We start from the raw sequence: 15,100 nt of genomic DNA on the forward strand, positions 1-15,100 counted from the left end.
AGAGGTGTGGCGTGGCAGCAGAATCAGCCGTGACGACGGAACCAGTGTGGAGCGTGGACCCCCGGACGGGGAAGCCGCGGGAACAGGTCGCCACCGAGGCCACCGCCGAGGACATCGACCGGGCCGTACGGGCCGCGCACGCCGCCCGCGGTGCCCTGGCCGACCGCACCGCCCGCGCCGCGCTGCTGCGCACCGCGGCCGATCTCCTGGACGAGGCCCGGGACCGGATCGTCGAGGCCGCCGACGCCGAGACCGCCCTCGGGCCGGCCCGGCTCACCGGGGAACTGGCCCGCACCACCGCCCAGTTGCGCTACTTCGCCGCCATCGTCGACGAGGGCGCCTTCCTCGACGTCCGCATCTCCCGCCCCGACCCCGCCACCACGCCGCCCACCCCCGACCTGCGGCGCATGAAGATCCCGCTCGGCGTCGTCGCCGTCTACGCCGCCAGCAACTTCCCCCTCGCCTTCTCCGTCCCCGGCGGCGACACCGCGAGCGCGCTGGCCGCCGGCTGCCCCGTCGTGATCAAGGCGCACCCCTGCCACCCGGCCACCTCCGAGCTCTGCGCCGCCCTCCTGCGCCGCGCCGCCGTCAAGGCCGGCCTCCCCGAGGACGTGGTGGGGCTCGTGCACGGCTTCGACGCCGGCACGGAGCTCATCCGCCACCCGCTGGTCGCCGCCGCCGGCTTCACCGGCTCGGTGAACGGCGGCCGCGCCCTGTTCGACGCGGCCGCCGCCCGCCCCGTACCCATCCCCTTCCACGGCGAACTCGGCTCGCTCAACCCGGTGGTCATCACCGAGGCCGCCGCCGGGGAACGCGCGGAAGAGCTCGCCGCCGGACTCGCCGCCTCCATGACGCTCGGCCAGGGCCAGTTCTGCACCAAGCCCGGATTCGTCCTCGCCCCGGCGGGCGCGGCGGGCGAACGCTTCACGGCCGCACTGACGGCCGCGCTCGAGGACGCCGAACCGGGCGTGATGCTCGCTCAGAGGATGCGGGGCCACTTCCTCACCGCCACCTACGAGGACGCCCAGGAGGACGGCGTCGAGGCCCCCGTCCACCCCGGACCCGGCGGGCCGCACACCGTCGTGCCGGGCTATCTGCTCACCGACGCCGCCAACCTGCTCCGAGGCGGCCGGCACACCCTCCTCCAGGAGACCTTCGGGCCGGTCACCCTGGTCGCCCGCTACGCCTCCCGCGAGGAGATCAGCGCCGTCCTCGCCCTCGTCCCCGGCAACCTCACCGCCACCCTCCACACCGCCGACGGCGACCCCGAGGCCGCCTCCCTCCTCGCCGAACTCGCCCCGCTGGCCGGCCGGCTCCTCGTCAACGGCTGGCCCACCGGCGTGGCCGTGGCCGACGCCCAGCACCACGGCGGGCCCTACCCGGCCACCACCACCCCCTTCACGTCGGTCGGCGGCACCGCCATCGAGCGCTGGCTGCGCCCGATCACCTACCAGTCCACCCCCCAGCACCTGCTCCCGCCGGAGCTGCGGGACGACAACCCGCTGGGCGTCCCGCGCTCCTGACACCGTGCTGCGCGCCCCGGGCCGGAGCACCGCTCCGGCCCGCGGCCCGTACCTACACCCGCACCACGATCTTCCCGATGTGCGCGTGGGACTCCATCAGCCGGTGGGCGTCGGCCATCGAGCCCAGACCCTCGAAGGTCTCCGCGACCACCGGCGCCAGCGAGCCGTCGCGCAGCCCCGAGCCGATGAACCCGGCCATCCGGGCGCGGCCCTCGGCCGTGCGCACCACCGCGCCGTTGGCGTAACCGCGCACGGTCAGCGGCCACTGCAGCGGCACCTCGGCCGGCCGCCGGTCCAGCCAGCCGTACAGCACCGCCGTGCCCTCCGGGCGCAGCGCCCCGCCCAGCCGTGCGAAGCCGGGGCCGCCGACCGCGTCGAAGACGACATCGGCGCCCCGTCCCCCGGTGATCCCGCGCACCGCCCCGACCAGGTCCTCCTCGTCGGTGACGACCACGTGCGGCGCGCCCAGGGCGAGCAGCCGCTCGCGCTTCGCCCGCTCGCGGGTCGCGGCGACCGGCACCGCGCCGATCCGCAGCGCCGTCTGGATCGCGGCCGTGCCGACGCCGCTCGACGCCCCCGTGATCACCACGTGGCCACCGGGCCGCAGCCCGCCCGCCTCCACCATGCCGCCGTACGCCGTGGAGTACGCCAGCCAGGCCGCCGCCCCGGCCACCGCGTCCACCCCCGCCGGGCGCGGCACCACGTACTCCTCCCGCAGCACCACCCGCTCCGCGTACACCCCGTGCACCCCGAAGTCGAAGTTGGCCGCCGCCAGCACGGCGTCGCCCGGCGCGTACGCCGTGACACCCTCGCCGACCTCCTCCACCAGGCCCGCCGCCTCGTAGCCGAGCCGCGAACCGGGCAGCGTGGCCGGGTAGTAGTACGCACCCGAACGGAACAGCGCTTCCGCCCGGTTGAGGCCGATCGCCTCCACCCGCATCCTCAGCTCGCTGGGCCCCGGTGCCGGAAGCGCGATCTCCTCCACGCTCAGCACCTCCGGTCCGCCGAGCTGGTGAAACAGAACCGCCGTGGTCTTCGTGTCGTTTCCCATGTCCCTGACGCTAGGCACCGCCGTCGAGACGATCCATGTCCCCCCGACTTCCCTTCCTGTCCGATCGTCTCGCTCCCCGACGGGAACGGTACGGTGCCGGGCATGGACGTACTGAGCGATGCCATCGCCGCCATGCGCACCGGCCGCCCCCACTCCTCCCGCACGGTCCGGTTCGCACCCTGGGGCTTCCGCTTCCCGCCCAGCAAGGGCGCCGGCTTCCACGTCGTCCTCCAGGGCACCGCCTGGCTGCTGCCGCCGCCCGACCCCCGCGCCCCCGACGGCACCGGCGCACCCGTCCGGCTCGGCCCCGGCGACGTCGTGCTGCTCGCCCACGGCACCGGCCACGGCCTCGCCGACCGCCCCGACACCCCGCTCGTCGACGTGCTCCCCGCCCCCGACGGCAGCTGGCCCACCCCGCCCGACCGCGGACCCGTCGACGCCGAGGAGACCCTGCTCCTGTGCGGCGCCTACCAGTTGAGCCGGGACCGCGCCCACCCGCTGCTGACCGGGCTCCCCCCGTACGTCCACATCCCCGCCCGGGTCGGCGCCCACCCCCGGCTGCGCGCCGCCGTCGAGATGCTCGGCGCCGAACTCGCCGAACCCCAGCCCGGATCCGACGCGATCGTGCCCGCCCTCCTCGACACCCTGCTGCTCTACCTGCTGCGCACCTGGTGGCTCACCGAACGCGCCGACTGCTCCACCGGCTGGTCCGGGGCGCTCAGCGACCCGGCCGTCGCCACCGCCCTGTGCGCCCTCCACGACGACCCGGCCCGCCCCTGGACGGTGGAGGAGCTGGGCGCGCTCGGCGGCCTCTCCCGCGCCGCCTTCGCCCGCCGCTTCACCACCCTGGTGGGCCGCCCGCCGCTCGCCTACCTCACCTGGTGGCGCATGACGACCGCCGGCCGGCTGCTGCGCACCGACGACCTGCCCCTGCGCACCGTGGCCCGGCGCTCCGGCTACTCCTCCGAGTTCGCCTTCGCCAAGGCGTTCAAACGGGAGTACGGGATGGCGCCGGGCCAGTACCGCAAGGCGTCCTGAAGACCCTTCGTCCTAGGCGCGGTGGCGGGGGAGTCGCAGCGAGCCCAGGGCGGTCAGGGCGAGCAGTCCCGCGCTGATCAGCAGCGCGTCGCGCAGCGCCGCCGCCACCCCGTCGGCCGCGAGCGAGCCGAAGACCGCCACGGCCAGCGCCCCGGCCGTCTGCCGGATCGCGTTCAGCAGACCGGCCGCCGTGCCCGCGCGCTCCGCCGGAACCGCCTCCAGCATGGCGGCGATCAGCGGCGGCAGGGAGAAGCCGCAGCCCAGCGCCAGCGGCACGAGCAGCAGCGCCTGCACCGGCCGCGCCGTGCCCGCGTCCACGGTGAGCAGGGCGAGCAGCCCGGCCACCGCGACGACCTGGCCGACGACGATCGGCAACCGGGCCCCGTACCGCGCCGCCACCTTCGCCGACAGCACGTTCACCCCCGCGAGCAGCCCCGTCATCGGCAGGAACATCAGGCCCGCGCCGAGCGCCGACAGACCGAGCACCTGCTGGAAGAACAGGCCGAAGACGAAGACCATGCCGTAGAAGGCGACCGTGTTGGCCGCGCCCGCCGTCACCGCCACGACCACCGTGGTGCTGCGGAACAGGTCCAGCGGCACCATCGGATGCCGCCGACGCGCCTCGATCACCAGGAACGCGGCGAAGGAGACCGCCGCCACCCCGAGCGCCCACCACGCCCGCGGGCCGTGCTCGATCGCCGCGAACGTCAGCGCGGTGAGCGCCACCACGGCGGTCAGCTGGCCCGGCAGGTCCAGCGGCGCGGGCCGCCGCGGCGAGCGGGCCACCCGGGTGAGCAGCGCGAGCGCCAGCAGCCCGAGCGGCAGGTTGACGAAGAAGATCCCGCGCCAGCTCCACGCCGTGGTCAGGGCCCCGCCCGCGACCGGACCGAGGGCCACCGCCACCGTGCCGCCCGCCGCCCACAGCGACACCGCGCGGGCCCGCCGCACCGGATCGCCGTACGCCTCCCGCACCAGCGCCAGCGAGGCCGGCAGCATCACCGCGGCCGCGGCGCCCTGCACCGCACGGGCCGCGAGCATCGACGGCAGGCCCGGCGCCAGACCGCAGGCGACCGAGGCCAGCGTGAAGACGACGACCCCGAAGGCGTACGCACGGCTCGCCCCGGTCCGGTCGGCGAGCGCGCCGCTGGACAGCAGCAGCGCGGCGAAGGGCAGGGTGTACGCGTCGACCACCCATGACAGTCCGGTCATCCCGGCCCGCAGATCGGTGCCGATCGCGGGCAGGGCCACGTTCACCACCGACGTGTCGAGGGTGATGAGGGCGAAGCCCAGCATGGCGGCGGCGAGTGCGGTGCCCGGCCGGCGCTCCGGTGCGACGGCGGAACCAAGGGGCGGGCGGAGGAGGTCTGTTGTGCTCATGCGTCCAGCCTGGTGATCACCGCGGCCGTACAGTAGTGGCCGGAATGCCATATCCCCGGAGGTTCTGGCCATGACCCCGCCCCGGCGCGTCGCCGTCGTCGCCGCCCCGCCCGTCTCCATGTTCAACCTCGCCATTCCGGAGATGCTCTTCGGCAAGGTCGAGGTCGACGGCCGCCCCGGCTACGAGACCGTCATCTGCACGCCCGACCCCGGCCCCGTCGCCACCACCGGCGGCCTCGACCTGCACGTGCCGCACTCCCTGGACGCCGTCGCCGCCGCCGACACCGTGGTCCTCGCCGGCAGCGGCTCGTACACCGACCCCGATCCGCGCGTCCTCGACGTGCTGCGCCGGGCCGCCGCCGACGGCAAGCGGATCGCCTCCATCTGCACCGGCTCCTTCGCGCTCGCCGCCGCCGGACTCCTCGACGGCCGCAGCGCCACCACCTACTGGGCCTACCGCGAGCTCCTCGCCGAACGCCACCCGGGAGTCGACCTCCAGGACGACGTCCTCTTCGTACAGGACGGACCGCTGCTGACCTCCTCGGGCTACGCCGCCGGCATCGACCTGTGCCTGCACGTGATCCGCACCGACCACGGCGCCGCCGTCGCCAACACCGTGGCCCGGCTCGCGCTCGTGGCACCGGTACGGCCCGGAGGACAGACCCAGTTCACCCAGACCCCGCTGCCGCCCGAACGCGGCGTCTCCTTCGCCGGTACGCGCGCGTGGGCCATGGAACGCCTCGACGAACCCCTCACCCTCACCGACCTGGCCCGGCACGCCGGGGTCTCCGTCCGCACCCTGTCCCGCCGCTTCCTCGCCGAGACCGGCGTCAGCCCCCTCCAGTGGCTGCTGCACCAGCGCATCGAGCGGGCCAAGGAACTCCTGGAGACCACCGCCCTCCCGATGGACCGCCTCGCCCACGAGTCCGGCCTCGGCAGCGCCGACTCCCTCCGCCGCCACCTCCTGCGCAGAACGGGCCTCACCCCGAGCGCGTACCGGGCCTCGTTCAACCGCTTGGCGGGGGCCGGGGCCGGGGCGGGGGCGGGTGCCGGTGTCGGGCGGCTCACACCGGGCCCCGTGGCGGAATGAACCCGGCGGGCGGAGGCGTTCCCGCCACGGAAACAGCCCGTCCGCCGTCCCCGTCGAGGAGAGAAGAGCCCCCATGCGCGTCGAGATCTGGAGCGACATCGCCTGCCCCTGGTGCTACATCGGCAAGGCCCGCTTCGAGAAGGGGCTCGCGGCCTTCGCCCATCGTGACGAGGTCGAGGTCGTGCACCGCTCCTTCGAGCTCGACCCGCACCGGCCCAAGGGCGACACCGCCCCGGTCCTGGAGATGCTGGCGAAGAAGTACGGGCGCACCCTCGACGAGGCCCGGGCCATGGAGGCCCATGTGGCCGCCAACGCCCGCTCCGAGGGCCTGGGGTATCGCAGCGACGGACGCGACCACGGCAACACCTTCGACATCCACCGCCTGCTGCACCTGGCCAAGGACCGCGGCCGGCAGAACGAGCTGCTCGACCTGGCCTACCGGGCCAACTTCGCCGAGGAGCGCTCGGTCTTCGACGCCGAGACGCTGGTGGCCCTCGGCGTCGAGGCGGGGCTGGAGGAGGCCGAGGTCCGCGCGGTGCTCGCCGACGAGTCCGCGTACGCCGACGCCGTACGGGCCGATGAGCGCGAGGCGGCCGAGCTGGGCGCCAACGGGGTGCCGTTCTTCGTCCTCGACCGGAAGTACGGCGTCTCCGGCGGCCAGCCCGCCGAGGTCTTCACCCAGGCCCTGGAGCAGGCGTGGCAGGGCCGTACCCTCCAGCCGGTCGGCGGGGACGCCGCCGCCTGCGACATCGACGGCAGCACCTGCTGAGCTGCCGATATAAGCGAATCTTGGATATCTCCCGCGAATTTAGGCAATTGACTTGGAGTCGCGGGGGATCCAGGCTGTGACCATGGAATCTCTGGAAGCCACGGAAACCCTGGAGCCCCTCGGCGGCGCCGAGTTCGCGCCCCGGCAGACCTACCTCAACACCTCCGCCTGTGGGCTGCTGCCCCGCCGCACCATCGAGGCCGTCACCCTCCTCGCCGAGGAGACCGCCGCCGGGCGTCCCGACGGCGCGGGCAGCTTCGACGTCGTCGACGAGGCCCGGTCCGCCTTCGCCCGGCTCGCCCACGTCACTCCCGACCGGGTCGCCGTCGGCAGCTCGGTGTCCGTCCACGTCGGCATGGTGGCGCAGTCGATGCGGGCCGGGGCCGAGATCCTGTTCCCCGAGGGCGACTTCTCCTCCGTCATCACCCCCTTCACCGTCCGCGGCGACCTGAAGACCCGTTTCGTGCCGCTGGAGCGGCTCGCCGAGTCCGTCCGGCCGGAGACCGCGCTCGTCGCCTTCTCCGCCGTGCAGTCGGCGGACGGCCGCACGGCCGACTTCGCCGCGATCCGCGCCGCCGCCGCGGCGCACGGCGCCCGCACCCTGCTCGACGCCACCCAGTCCGCGGGCTGGCTCCCGCTGTACGCGGGGGAGTGGGACTACACCGTCTCCGGCGGCTACAAGTACCTGCTCTGCCCGCGCGGCGCGTCCTTCCTCACCGTCACCGAAGAGGCGCAGGACACCCTGCTGCCCATCCACGCCGGCTGGGTCACCGGTGAGCAGCTGTGGGTCAACAGCTACGGTCCGGTGCGCGAACTGGCCCGTTCCGCGCGCCGGTTCGACGAGCCGCCCGCCTTCCTGTCGTATCACGGCGCCGCGCGCTCGCTCGCCCTCCTGGAGGAGGTCGGCATCGAGCGCATCGAGGCGCACAACAAGGCCCTCGCCGCCCGCTTCCGGGCCGGTGTCGCGGCGCTCGGCCACCCGCCGGTGCAGGACGACTCGACGGTGGTCGGCGTCCCGGGCCTCGGCGACCGCAGTGCCGCCCTGCGCGGGGCCGGCGTGCTGCTCTCGGCCCGCGCCGGCAACCTGCGGGCCTCCTTCCACCTCTACAACTCCGCGGCGGACGTCGACCGCGCCCTCGAGGTCCTGGCGGGCTGAGCGCCGGGCCGAGCCGTCCGTGCGCTACGCGCCGTCGGTCGGCGGCGGGCAGGCGCCGGCCCCGTCGCCCGCCTCGTGGCAGAGGTTCTCCTCCAGGCGGGCGAGCAGGCGGGTGAGGACGTCGCGTTCGGCCGGGTCCAATCCGGCCAGGGAGTCCTCCTCCAGGCGTGACCACACCGCCTCGACGCGGGCCCGCAGGGCCTCGCCCTCCTCCGTCGCCTCGACCAGCACGGCCCGCCGGTCGGCCGGATCGGGGCGGCGGCGGACATGGCCGCACTGCTCCAGGCGCTGGAGCATCTTGGTGACCGTCGACGGATCGAGCCCCAGCGCCTGGATGAGGGCGGACTGGCGCACCGGGCCGCAGTCCCACAGCGCCATCATCAAGAACTCCTGCCCCGGATAGAGGCCCAGCTCCCGCAGGTGCCGGCCGGCCGCGATCCGGTGCAGCCGGGCCACCCGGGACAGGGCGTAGCTCAGCGGGCCGCCGCGGGCGGCGGACGGCAGGCAGTCCGCCGTGGCGGTACAGGCGGGGTCGTTCTCGGACATCTCTGCGCTCCTCGGGAGGTCTCTCCCACCACATTATCTTGGTCGGCCAAGCAATGCGTTACAGTGGCCTGCACGGAGATGGTTGGCCGACCACATAAAATGTGAGGGAACCGCCATGACCACCGCCTTCGACCCCCTCGACCTCGCCGGCACCCACCTCGCCAACCGCATCGCCATGGCTCCCATGACCCGCAGCCGGGCCGACGGCGAGCGCCGCGTCCCCACCCCGCTCACCGCGGAGTACTACGCCCAGCGGGCCTCCGCGGGCCTCATCGTCAGCGAGGGCATCCAGCCCAGCGCCGTCGGCCAGGGCTACCCCCAGACCCCCGGCCTGCACACCAGGGAGCAGATCGCCGCCTGGCGCGAGGTCACCGGCGCCGTCCACCAGCGCGGCGGAAAGATCTTCGCCCAGCTGATGCACGCCGGCCGGATCAGCCACCCCCAGGTCCTCGGCGACGGCCTCCACCCGGTCGCCCCCTCCGCCGTCACCCCCGCCGGACAGCTCTTCGCCGGCACCGGCCTCATCGACTTCGTCGCCCCGCGCGAACTCACCGGCGACCAGGTGCGCGAGACCGTCGCCGACTTCGCCGCCGCCGCCCGCAACGCCGTCGAGGCCGGCTTCGACGGCGTCGAGATCCACGGCGCCAACGGCTACCTGGTCCACCAGTTCCTCGCCACCGGCTCCAACCTGCGCACCGACGAGTGGGGCGGCCCGGTCGAGAACCGGATCCGCTTCGCCGTCGAGGTCGTCCGCGCCGTCGCCGAGGAGATCGGCCCCGAGCGCACCGCGATCCGGCTCTCCCCGGCCAACCCGTACAACGACATCACCGAGACCGACACCGAGGAGACCTACACCCGCCTGGTGGACGCCCTCGAACCCCTCGGCCCGGCCTACCTCCACGTCACCGAGACCCGACCCGCACTGCGCGAACTCACCCTCGCCCTGCGCAAGCGGTTCTCCGGCGCGCTCGTCCTCAACCCGGCCACCGAGGGACCGACCGGCCCCGACTCCCTGGCCCTGATCGAGGACGGCACCGCCGACCTCATCGCGTTCGGCGCGCTGTTCCTCGCCAACCCCGACCTGCCCGCCCGCCTGAGGGCCGGCGGCCCGTACAACACCCCCGACCCGGCCACCTTCTTCGGCGGCGACCACCGCGGCTACACCGACTACCCGACGCTGTAGCCGCGACGGCGGGCGGCCACGGGCCCACGGGTCACACCGAGGCCGCCTTCGTCACGGCGGGCGGCCACGAGTTCGTACGGGCCACGCCGAGGCCGCCGCCGCGACAACGGGCGGCCACCGGCCAGTACGGGCTACGCCCAGGCCGCCGTGACCGCCCGGCGCGCGCCCTCCAGGTCCACCGCGCGTCCCGTCTCCGCCAGCGCCGCGCCCAGCGCCGCCAGCGAGGACTGCACCGCACCCCGGGTCGCGTCCACCCCGTAGTGGTTCACCCGGATCATCTCCTTCGCCAGCGACCCGCCGCCCGCGATCAGCGGCAGCGACGGGTCCGCGGCCAGCGCCTTCGCCACCAGCTCCGAGGCGTCCACCCCGGCCGGGGTCCGCAGCGTCGTCGCGACCGGTGCCGCGTCCCTCGCCTCGTGGACGTACGGCTCCAGGCCGCCGCCGAGCGCGAGCGCGCCCGCGCGCGTCGCCGAAGCGGCCGAGGCGTGCCGGGCCATCAGCGCGTCCAGGCCCTCCGCCTCGATCCGCTCCAGACACGCCTCCAGGGCCAGCATCTCCAGCTGCGCCGGGGCGTGCAGCAGCGCCTTGCGGCCACCGTCGATCCACCGCTCCTTCCAGTCCAGGAGGGAGAGGTACGAGCGCCGCGGCGCGGCCGGGTTCGCGGCGAACCGCTCCCAGGCCCGCTCGCTCACCGACACCGCCGAGACGCCCGCGGGACCGCCCATCGCCTTCTGCGCTCCGATGATGCACATGTCGACGCCCCACGCGTCCGGCAGCACCGGCTCGGCGCCGATCGACGCCACCGCGTCCAGGTAGAACAGCGCGTCGTGCGCCCGCACCACCTCGCCGATCTCCGCGACCGGATTGGTGTTCCCGGTCGCCGCCTCCGCGTGCACCAGCGACACGAAACCGATCTCCGGGTGCTCCTCGAAGGCCCGCGCCACCTGCTCGGCGGTCACCGCCGTGTGGAACGGCACCTCCAGGTCCACCACCGTCGCACCGCAGTCCCGCAGCCAGTTGCCGAAGGTCTGCCCGTACGGCCCCGTGACGACGTTCAGCGCCGTCGAGCCCGGCCGCGCCCCGCTGCGGATGCAGCCCTCCAGAGGCAGCAGCGCCTCGCCCTGGGTGATCACCACGTCCTGCTCCGTGCGGAGCAGCGCGGCGACCCGGCGCTCGATCGACGCGAACTGCGCGGCGGTCAGCGGGGCCAGGTCCAGAAGCGGATGTGTCACGGTCACGGTGGTGCCTTCTTCGAATCGCATACAGAGGTACGGGCGGAGCGGAGAGCTACGGGTGGAGCTCCGGGTCAGCGTAACGGGGCACCCTCGTAGAGTGCCGGTATGAGCGATCACACGGTGCTGCAGGTGAAGGGGCGGGTGCTCGTCGGCCCGGAGGACGTACGGGACGAACTGTGGTGCGTCGACGGGAGGATCACGTTCGAGCGGCCGGCCGGGCTCGCCGGCGAGGCCCTGACCGTCGAGGGCTGGGCGCTGCCCGGCCTGGTCGACGCCCACTGCCACGTCGGCCTCGACAAGCACGGCCCCGTCGACGAGGTCACGGCCGAGAAGCAGGCCCTGACCGACCGCGACGCCGGCACCCTGCTCATCCGTGACGCCGGCTCGCCCTCCGACACCCGCTGGATCGACGACCGCGAGGACCTGCCGAAGATCATCCGGGCCGGCCGGCACATCGCCCGCACCCGCCGCTACATCCGCAACTACGCCCACGAGATCGAGCCCGACGAGCTCGTCGCCTACGTGGGGCGGGAGGCGCGGCGCGGCGACGGCTGGGTCAAGCTGGTCGGCGACTGGATCGACCGCGGCCTCGGCGACCTGGCCCCGTCCTGGCCCCGGGCCGAGGTCGAGGCGGCCATCGCCGAGGCCCACCGGCTCGGCGCCCGCGTCACCGCGCACTGCTTCGCCGAGGACTCGCTGCGCGACCTGGTCGAGGCCGGCATCGACTGCGTCGAGCACGCCACCGGCCTCACCGAGGACACCATCCCGCTCTTCGCCGAGCGCGGCGTCGCCATCGTGCCCACCCTGGTCAACATCGCGACCTTCCCGCACCTCGCGGACGGCGGGGAGGAGAAGTTCCCGCGCTGGTCGGCCCACATGCGCCGGCTGCACGCCCGCCGTTACGACACGGTCCGCGCCGCCTGGGACGCCGGCATCCCGGTCTTCGTCGGCACCGACGCGGGCGGCTCCCTCCCGCACGGCCTGGTGGCCGCCGAGGTCGAGGAGCTCACCAAGGCCGGCATCCCGCCCCTGGACGCGCTCTCCGCCACCACCTGGCGCGCCCGCTCCTGGCTGGGCCGTCCCGCCCTGGAGGAGGGCGCCCCGGCCGACCTCGTGGTCTACGGCGAGGACCCGCGCGCGGACGTCCGGGTCCTCGCGGCGCCCCGCCGCGTGATCGTCAACGGCCGGGTGATCGGCTGACGGCCGCGGCGCGGGTCAGGACCGGGTGAAGAAGGCCAGACGCGCCTTCTTCTCCGGGATGAAGACCTCCGGCAGGTCCACCTCCGGCAGCACGACCTCCGGGCCCAGCTCGAAGCCGGCCCGCACGAGCCGGGCGATGGCCTTCTCGTTGGCGGCGTCCGGCTCGCCCACGATCCGGCTGCGGCCGGTCAGCGCGAAGTCGATCAGGGCCGTCAGCAGGCCCTCGGTGAAGCCCCGCTCCGGCGCGACCGACGGCCCGACGAACAGGTGCACGCCGATGTCACCCGGCCGCACCTCGTAGCACTCCGAGACCCGGTCGGCCTCGGGGTCGTACGTCTGGAAGAGCGCGACCGGCACGTCGTCGCGGTGCACCAGGAATCCGTGGTGGGTGGTGAGCGAGTCGAGGTGCGCGTAGATCTCCCGCACCTGCTCGACGGTGGTGCCGTGCATGCCCCAGAAGCGGGCGCGCTCCTCGTTCACCCACGCGTGGAGGAGCGGCGCGTCGCGCTCGGGGTCGACGCGGTCGATCCGGACGGTGCCGAAGCCCTCGACGGTCTGGACGTGCTCGGTTCTGCTCATGCGGATTCCTTGGTGAGGTGGTTCCAGTCGGTGGTGACGGGGGCGAGCTCGCCCCGCAGCCACAGGGGGAGCTGATCGCGGTGGTGCGGGTCGCCGGCCACCCCGGAGGCGCCGAACGGCACGACCCACAGGCTGCGGTCGCGGTCGGCGAGGTCCCAGACGTAGCGGGCGGCCGAGGCGCGGGCGCTGCGGTCGGTGAACCCGGGCACGCTGGAGGTCGACAGCACGCAGTCGTGGTCGCCCGCGAGCCCCGGCCACTGCGCGTCGTCCTCGTCCGGGAGGGCCTGCCAGGGCGCCAGCCGGTGGGTCACGCCCCACGCGGGCGGGGTGCGGCCGGCCGCGACCTCCGCACCGGTCTCCTCCAGCGCCTCCCGGACGATCCGCGCCACGTCCTCGGGCGGCACGGGACCGGAGACGAGCAGCGTCTCCAGGGCGAACGCGACCCGGGGGCCGAGCGCGAGCCAGGGCAGGAACAGGGCGGGGTACGGGGCCGGTTCGCGCAGCTCCGCGAAGACCTCGTGCCCGGCGAGGCGCCGGACGACGGCCCCGCGCACCGCCGCGTAGAGCCCGGCGTCGGTGCTGTCGGCCGCCATCCGCCGGTCCCAGCCGAGCAGCCGCTCGCGCACCGCGCGGCCGGCGGGGGAGAGGCCGCCGTCCTCGGTCCTGCGCACCGCGTCGAGCAGCGGGCGGGCGGAGGGGTTGTCGGTGTCGGTGTGGACGGCGGCCGTCGCGGCCGGCGTCCAGGACGCGGAGGCGTCGAGCAGCGCGGCGATCCGCCGGGCCCGGTGCGGCGGCGCGAACTCGACGCCCAGCGGCGCGGCGATCCCGCGCGCGTTGGCCATCACGGCGTAGCCGTCCACCTCGGCCCGGGGCATCTCGCTGCCCCCCGGCTGCCACGCGTGGTCCGGCTCCCACGCCGGTACGACCCGCAGCTGGTTGGACCGGTCGCGTACGGGCACGTGTCCGGCGACCCGGTGCAGCAGGCCGCCGTCGACATCGGCCGCCTGCACGACGTTCACCGGCTCGACCCAGCGGTCGAGCGCCCGGTCCACGTCGTCGACGCGGCGGGCCCGCAGCAGCGCCGGCAGCACGGAGAAGCCGAGCTCGCCGGTGACCCGGGGCGGACAGCGCAGGCTGACGGCCTCCCATTCGACGCCCTGGAAGCCCTCGGCGCCCTCGATGCCCTGGACGCCCTCGGTGTCCCCGACGGCGCCGGCGGCCGGCGGTGCGTCCGCCCCGGTGCCCACGGCCCCCGAAGCGTCCCCGCGCCCGTCGCCGGGCCCGTCGTCGTCGCCAGGCCCCTCGCCGCGCCCGTTGCCGTCCGGGAGGCGGCCCCCGTCGACGTCCCCGCGCCCCTCGCCGTCCGGGGCGCCGCCCCGGTCGCCGGTCGCCGGGGCCTCCGCGCCGATGATCACGGGCCCGCGGGCGGTCTCGATCACCTCGATCGCGACCGGAGCGGTCCGCTCCTTCACGTGGACCGTCTCCGTGTGCGCGGCGGCCGGTTCCCAGCCGTCCGGGCCGAGGGCCTCGACCCGGCCGTCGGGCAGGCGGCGGAGGCGTTCGCGGTAGAGGTCCTGGTAGTCGGCCATCGCGTTGGTGATGGCCCAGGCGACCCGGCCGGTGTGGCCGAAGTGGGCGAGGCCGGGCACGCCGGGGACCGCGAGGCCGACGACGTCGTACTCGGGGCAGGACAGGCGGATCTGCTGGTAGACGCCGGGCGCCTCGATGAAGCGGTGCGGGTCGCCCGCGACGATCGCCGCGCCGCTCGCGGTCCGCGCGCCGGAGACGATCCAGCCGTTGGAGCCGGCCGTGCCGGGCCCGTCCGTGGCGAAGAGCTCCGTCCACTCCTCGCCGAGCGTCCGCGCGACCCGGTCCCGCCACAGCTTGGTGGGGAAGCCGGCGAAGAGGATGTGGGTGGACAGCCACACCGCGAGCGGCGTCCACGGCTCCCAGCGGCCCGGCTCCAGACCGGTCGCGGCGAACTCGGGCGCCCGCCGGGCCCCGTCGGCCAGGCCCTCGTTGACCCCGTCCGCGTACGCCCGCACCCACGCCGCCGTCTCCGGGTCGAGCCGGTCGTGGCAGCGGCGCGCGGTGTCGGCCAGCCTGGCCTGCCGGGCGAAGGTGTCCCAGCCGGTCTCCGCCGCCCCGAGGAAGGCGGCCGTCGTGCCCTGCGCCCGGTGCCGCTCGACCTCCAGCTGCCAGGCGCGGTCCCGGGCGGTCACGAGGCCCTGGGCGCGGGCCAGTTCGAGGCCGTCGGCGGCGCGCAGATGCGGGACGCCGAAGGCGTCCCGGAAGACCTCGATGCTCACTGCGTACGACCCCGATCCGCTCGTTGTTCTTAGGTTAGGCTGGC

General features: G+C 75.0%; 13 protein-coding genes. 7 read left to right on the plus strand and 6 right to left on the minus strand.

The window, feature by feature from the left end:
• Positions 1-29 precede the first annotated feature (29 nt).
• Positions 30-1,523 carry an aldehyde dehydrogenase (NADP(+)) gene (locus ABD954_RS26475; RefSeq protein ID WP_345489609.1) on the plus strand — a complete coding sequence of 498 codons (1,494 nt, stop codon included), beginning with the start codon at positions 30-32 and terminating at the stop codon, positions 1,521-1,523.
• Between the two features lie 52 nt (positions 1,524-1,575).
• On the opposite strand, the gene ABD954_RS26480 is transcribed toward ABD954_RS26475, so the two are convergent.
• Positions 1,576-2,574 (minus strand): zinc-dependent alcohol dehydrogenase family protein, encoded by a 999-nt coding sequence (locus ABD954_RS26480; protein WP_345489611.1) that lies wholly within the window; start codon positions 2,572-2,574, stop codon positions 1,576-1,578.
• Between the two features lie 102 nt (positions 2,575-2,676).
• Here ABD954_RS26480 and ABD954_RS26485 point away from each other — a divergent pair, with 102 nt between their 5' ends.
• Entirely contained in the window at positions 2,677-3,612 is a 936-nt protein-coding gene (locus tag ABD954_RS26485) for an AraC family transcriptional regulator (protein WP_345489613.1), read from the plus strand.
• A gap of 12 nt (positions 3,613-3,624) precedes the next feature.
• Here the strand turns inward: ABD954_RS26485 and ABD954_RS26490 are convergent, their stop codons facing one another.
• Complete coding sequence (locus ABD954_RS26490; RefSeq protein WP_345489615.1) at positions 3,625-4,989, minus strand: MFS transporter; 1,365 nt, start codon at positions 4,987-4,989, stop codon at positions 3,625-3,627.
• 70 nt (positions 4,990-5,059) lie between these two features.
• Between ABD954_RS26490 and ABD954_RS26495 the strand changes: the two genes are divergently transcribed.
• The 3 genes from ABD954_RS26495 (at position 5,060) to ABD954_RS26505 (ending at position 8,004) form a co-directional block, all read left to right on the plus strand.
• On the plus strand, positions 5,060-6,079 hold the full coding sequence (locus tag ABD954_RS26495) for a GlxA family transcriptional regulator (RefSeq protein ID WP_345489617.1): 1,020 nt from the start codon (positions 5,060-5,062) through the stop codon (positions 6,077-6,079).
• Between the two features lie 73 nt (positions 6,080-6,152).
• Positions 6,153-6,848 (plus strand): DsbA family oxidoreductase, encoded by a 696-nt coding sequence (locus ABD954_RS26500; RefSeq protein ID WP_345489619.1) that lies wholly within the window; start codon positions 6,153-6,155, stop codon positions 6,846-6,848.
• 82 nt (positions 6,849-6,930) lie between these two features.
• Positions 6,931-8,004: an aminotransferase class V-fold PLP-dependent enzyme gene (locus tag ABD954_RS26505; RefSeq protein WP_345489621.1), complete on the plus strand. Its 1,074-nt coding sequence runs from the start codon at positions 6,931-6,933 to the stop codon at positions 8,002-8,004.
• Between the two features lie 24 nt (positions 8,005-8,028).
• Here ABD954_RS26505 and ABD954_RS26510 read toward each other — a convergent pair whose 3' ends face one another.
• Entirely contained in the window at positions 8,029-8,550 is a 522-nt protein-coding gene (locus ABD954_RS26510) for a MarR family winged helix-turn-helix transcriptional regulator (RefSeq protein ID WP_345489623.1), read from the minus strand.
• Positions 8,551-8,665: 115 nt separating this feature from the next.
• On the opposite strand from ABD954_RS26510, the gene ABD954_RS26515 reads away from it, so the two are divergent.
• On the plus strand, positions 8,666-9,733 hold the full coding sequence (locus ABD954_RS26515; protein ID WP_345489625.1) for an alkene reductase: 1,068 nt from the start codon (positions 8,666-8,668) through the stop codon (positions 9,731-9,733).
• Between the two features lie 131 nt (positions 9,734-9,864).
• On the opposite strand, the gene ABD954_RS26520 is transcribed toward ABD954_RS26515, so the two are convergent.
• Positions 9,865-10,965, minus strand: coding sequence for a pyridoxal-phosphate-dependent aminotransferase family protein (locus ABD954_RS26520; RefSeq protein WP_345492478.1), 1,101 nt, complete (start codon positions 10,963-10,965; stop codon positions 9,865-9,867).
• A gap of 108 nt (positions 10,966-11,073) precedes the next feature.
• Here ABD954_RS26520 and ABD954_RS26525 point away from each other — a divergent pair, with 108 nt between their 5' ends.
• Positions 11,074-12,168, plus strand: a complete 1,095-nt coding sequence (locus tag ABD954_RS26525; RefSeq protein ID WP_345489627.1) for an amidohydrolase family protein — start codon at positions 11,074-11,076, stop codon at positions 12,166-12,168.
• 15 nt (positions 12,169-12,183) lie between these two features.
• Here the strand turns inward: ABD954_RS26525 and ABD954_RS26530 are convergent, their stop codons facing one another.
• Positions 12,184-12,747 (minus strand): GNAT family N-acetyltransferase, encoded by a 564-nt coding sequence (locus tag ABD954_RS26530; RefSeq protein ID WP_345489629.1) that lies wholly within the window; start codon positions 12,745-12,747, stop codon positions 12,184-12,186.
• A complete protein-coding gene (locus ABD954_RS26535) occupies positions 12,744-15,056 on the minus strand; it encodes a penicillin acylase family protein (protein WP_345489631.1) in 2,313 nt (770 codons plus the stop codon). Before ABD954_RS26535 ends, ABD954_RS26530 begins: the two co-directional genes overlap by 4 nt.
• Positions 15,057-15,100: the final 44 nt, after the last annotated feature.

It is taken from the genome of Streptomyces roseoviridis (assembly GCF_039535235.1).
GTDB lineage: Bacteria > Actinomycetota > Actinomycetes > Streptomycetales > Streptomycetaceae > Streptomyces > Streptomyces roseoviridis.

What these genes read in the sequence shown, in the direction of transcription:
- ABD954_RS26480 (WP_345489611.1), bottom strand. Translation starts at nt 2,574, where the DNA reads ATGGGAAACGACACGAAGACCACGGCGGTTCTGTTTCACCAGCTCGGC.
- ABD954_RS26485 (WP_345489613.1), top strand. Translation starts at nt 2,677, where the DNA reads ATGGACGTACTGAGCGATGCCATCGCCGCCATGCGCACCGGCCGCCCC.
- ABD954_RS26490 (WP_345489615.1), bottom strand. Translation starts at nt 4,989, where the DNA reads ATGAGCACAACAGACCTCCTCCGCCCGCCCCTTGGTTCCGCCGTCGCA.
- ABD954_RS26495 (WP_345489617.1), top strand. Translation starts at nt 5,060, where the DNA reads ATGACCCCGCCCCGGCGCGTCGCCGTCGTCGCCGCCCCGCCCGTCTCC.
- ABD954_RS26500 (WP_345489619.1), top strand. Translation starts at nt 6,153, where the DNA reads ATGCGCGTCGAGATCTGGAGCGACATCGCCTGCCCCTGGTGCTACATC.
- ABD954_RS26505 (WP_345489621.1), top strand. Translation starts at nt 6,931, where the DNA reads ATGGAATCTCTGGAAGCCACGGAAACCCTGGAGCCCCTCGGCGGCGCC.
- ABD954_RS26510 (WP_345489623.1), bottom strand. Translation starts at nt 8,550, where the DNA reads ATGTCCGAGAACGACCCCGCCTGTACCGCCACGGCGGACTGCCTGCCG.
- ABD954_RS26515 (WP_345489625.1), top strand. Translation starts at nt 8,666, where the DNA reads ATGACCACCGCCTTCGACCCCCTCGACCTCGCCGGCACCCACCTCGCC.
- ABD954_RS26525 (WP_345489627.1), top strand. Translation starts at nt 11,074, where the DNA reads ATGAGCGATCACACGGTGCTGCAGGTGAAGGGGCGGGTGCTCGTCGGC.
- ABD954_RS26530 (WP_345489629.1), bottom strand. Translation starts at nt 12,747, where the DNA reads ATGAGCAGAACCGAGCACGTCCAGACCGTCGAGGGCTTCGGCACCGTC.